The following is a 3,461-nucleotide window of genomic DNA, read 5'->3' on the forward strand; positions in this document are numbered from 1 at the left end:
ATTCTTCCATCGATAGGACTCGGTCCACGCCACATAGCTCCCGGTCGGCAGCGGGTGCGACGGCGATCCCAATCCGAGCGCGTAAAGGATGAGCGCCTCGCTGTAGCCCGACCAATGGTGGTTCAGAAATCCCGTCCCCGGCTTCCAGCCGTGCGTGACCTTAAGTCCGCCGTTCTGCGCCCACTGCCAGTCGACACGGGCGTAAAGCGCGTCGGCGAGCGTGCGAATCTCACGCTCCTCAAGCGTGTCACGGTCGAAATACATTCCGGCGACGAGCGCGCCGGCGATCAGAAAGGCCGTGTCGATGGTCGAGAGCTCGGAGCCGTTCGCGCGCCGCCCGGTTTTCATGTCGAGAAAGTGGTAATAAAAACCCTGATAGCCGGTCGCGTCCGGCGCCTCGCCCTGCGGGCTCTTCCAGAAGAAGCGCAGCGTCGTGAGCACGCGCCGGACGGCCTCTCCGCGCGTCAGGTATTCGCGCTCGACGCCGATGGGGTAGGCGGTCAGCGCGAACCCGATGGCGGCGATACTGGCCGCCGCATTTTCCTTTGTGCTGTCCGGCACCATCCCGTTCTCCGGGTTGGTCTCCTTCAAAAAATACCCGAACGTGCTCTTCTGAAGTTTGCCCAACTCCTTGTCCGTCATCGACGGCTGATCGACTCGCGCTTTCGCCGTCGCTTTTGCTTTAGCCGTAGCTTTCGCTTTCACGTGTTCCTGCCTTCCTTCATGCCGCCGTTAGGCGAACTCCACCGTGATCGCCGCAACCGCGTGCGGCGGCATCTTGATCTCGATTTGCACCACTCGATCTTCATACTTCCAAGCGTGCGGCTCGCGCGCCATGCGCGAAGCCGTTTGCAATTGCTCGACTTGCAGCGCGCTCAAATAATCCGGCGCGCCCATCTCGCGCCACTGCACGCACGGGTTGGCGTGCGCTTCGTCGATGCGCTCGATGTGAACTTGGCGTGGCTCTCTCGCTCCGCCGATCCGCACGCGTGCTTGCTCGGTCTTGATTGAATGGCGCGGCAGCGCGTGATTGGTCAGCAAGAGGGTGACGGAATTTTCCTGCCGGACAGCCCACGCGTTCACCGTCTCGTGAATGCCGTCAACCAGCAACTGTTCCGTGCCGAGCCGGTGCAGCAATTCATACGCGCGGTACGTGGGCTTCGGAATGCCGTGCAGGTTCATGAGGCCGAAGCCGCCGTGAAACGGCACGGACGGAAAATAGTTTTCCTCGAAGATGTCGGTGAACGTCCAGAAGCTGTAGCCTTCGACCAACCCGTTAACTTCCAGGATTGTCTTGGCGACGAACGCGGCGGCATAAGGCTCGTCGTGCCGCTCATCGCGCGGGTTCGAAGACGCGTTCCATTCCGTGTAGTAAACCGGCTTGCCGCGGGCCCGCCGGAAAGTGTCCTGCGCCTGCTCGCGCATGAGGCCGCGCCGGCTCCCCGCCAGTTGTGTCTCGGTATCGTCGCCTTCATTGCCGAGCGCGTCGGTCGGGTAGTGGTGCGTGCTGACGAAATCGACCGGCAGCCTCTTCTGCTCGCAGAATTCCAGAAACGCTTCGATCCATTCGTTCTTCGCCGTCGCCGGCCCGCCGACTTTGAGCGACGAGTCCACAGCTTTGATCGCCTCGACGGTGTGTTGGTAGAGCTTGAAATAATCGGCTTCACTCCCCTTCCAAAAGTTCGGCAGGTTCGGCTCGTTCCACACTTCGAAGAACCATTCTTTCACTTCCTCCAGGCCATAACGCTCAACCCAATGCCGCGCGAGCTTTTCCATCAGCTTTGCCCACTGCCTGTAATCCTTCGGCGGCGTAACGTTCGCCTTGTAGTGAAAGACAGTCTTGCGCCCCGACGCCAACGCTTCGGGCATGAAGCTCAATTCGACGAAAGGCTTCATGCCGATGGAGAGCAGAAAGTCAAAAATCTGATCGGCGTTGAAGAACGAATAAAGAGGCTCTCCGCCGTGATCGATGAGCGTGCCCATGTCGTCCGAAAGCAGGCCGTGGAAGCGCACGTAACGAAAGCCCAGCTCGTCGTGGCAGCGCCGCAGTTGCGCCTGCCAGTCGGCGCGCAACGCGAGCGGCGCGTGGCCGCTGCCGACGGTGTGCTCCCAGAAATGCGCGAGCGGCGTCGTCATCTCGGAAAGCCTGCATGAGAATTCTGGCATGGGGGCGTGGGTAGGAACCGGCCGGCTCACGACTTCTTGCGAGACGGCGGTTTGGCTTTGCCTTTGCCTGCGCCGACGCCGGCCTCGGCCAGGCGCGCCTTGGCCTTGCGCGTGATCAGCACGACGGTGATCGCCGTCGCGATCAGGCCGAGGGCGAAGAAAATCCACTTGCCGGTCGTGCCGCCGCCGCTTTGCTGCCCCAGCGAGCCCACGTAAACGTAGAGCAGGGAGCCCGGCATGATGCCGACGAAGGTCGCAGCGAGGTAACGCTTGAAGTCGACGTCGGTGACGCCAAACAGGTAGTTCTGGAGATTGAACGGCACCAGCGGGCTCAGGCGCATCAGCAGGACGATCTTCCAGCCTTCGTCGGTGACGGCCTCGTCCACCGCCTTGAACTTGGGACGTTTCGCCACCATGGCCGCGACTTTTTCCCGGGCGAGGTAGCGGGCCACCAGAAAGGCCAGCGCCGAACCGATCGTCGCGACGACCACCACCAGCGGGAATCCCCAGATTCCGAACGCGAGCCCCGCGACCAGGGTCAGCGGCGAGGCGGGAATCGCCAATACGGTGGCCAGCACATAGACCGCGCCGAACGCCACCACGCCCCAGACCCCGAGGCCCTCGATCCATTGCTGGAACGCCTCGCTCCATTCCTTGATCGGCAGCAGGAACCAGGACGCGATCAGCCCCGCTACCAGCAGACCCAGTCCGGCCAGGAGCCATGCATTCTTCTTGGTTTTCATCAGAGCCTTCATAGTCGCTCGCGCTAATCTTCAACGCCCGCGCAGCCGCTCGCCTTCGCCTTTTTTCGGCGACAGCGTCTCGTCCTTGTTGAGACCGAGATCCTGCTGCTTGTCGGGTGACGATCCGGCAGGCGGGTGTCCGATGCGCATCATCCAGTCGCGGCTATAGAGCTTCACGTCCGCCCACGTGTGGCCCGGCGTTTTGTGGCCATACGCGCGATATTTCCCCGGCTCGACCTTGCCCTTCGCACCCACGAACGCGGCGAACCGGTCCGTCCAGTCATCGAAGGCGTGGAGGAACTCGGGCTCGCGGTCCATGTCCTCCGCCTGGTTCTCGCTGTATTTGTGCTCCTTGCCAAAGGCCGCGAAGCGCCACAACGCATCGGGGACTTCGATACCGCTGAACTTGCACTGCCAGACCAGAGGCGCATAACAATCGCGCAGGTCGCGGTACGGTTCTTCCTGGGGATCGAAATACTCCGGATGTCGCAAATACGTCGGCCGCCCGGTCTCGTCGCGCTCGTCGTCGGCGTCGTCGCCATAGCAGAAGAA

The 3,461-nt window shown here is 62.1% G+C and carries 4 protein-coding genes; all 4 read right to left on the reverse strand.

The window, feature by feature from the left end; translation table 11 throughout:
• Positions 1-642: hypothetical protein (locus tag H0V78_12100; GenBank protein ID MBA2352482.1), on the reverse strand; the 642-nt coding region annotated here is incomplete at its 3' end.
• Between the two features lie 90 nt (positions 643-732).
• Complete coding sequence (locus H0V78_12105; GenBank protein ID MBA2352483.1) at positions 733-2,166, reverse strand: beta-xylosidase; 1,434 nt, start codon at positions 2,164-2,166, stop codon at positions 733-735.
• A gap of 26 nt (positions 2,167-2,192) precedes the next feature.
• Positions 2,193-2,909, reverse strand: a complete 717-nt coding sequence (locus H0V78_12110; protein MBA2352484.1) for a TVP38/TMEM64 family protein — start codon at positions 2,907-2,909, stop codon at positions 2,193-2,195.
• 30 nt (positions 2,910-2,939) lie between these two features.
• The coding region (locus H0V78_12115) for a hypothetical protein (protein ID MBA2352485.1) at positions 2,940-3,461 on the reverse strand (522 nt) is incomplete at its 5' end.

It is taken from the genome of Burkholderiales bacterium (assembly GCA_013695435.1).
Classification (GTDB): domain Bacteria; phylum Pseudomonadota; class Gammaproteobacteria; order Burkholderiales; family JACMKV01; genus JACMKV01.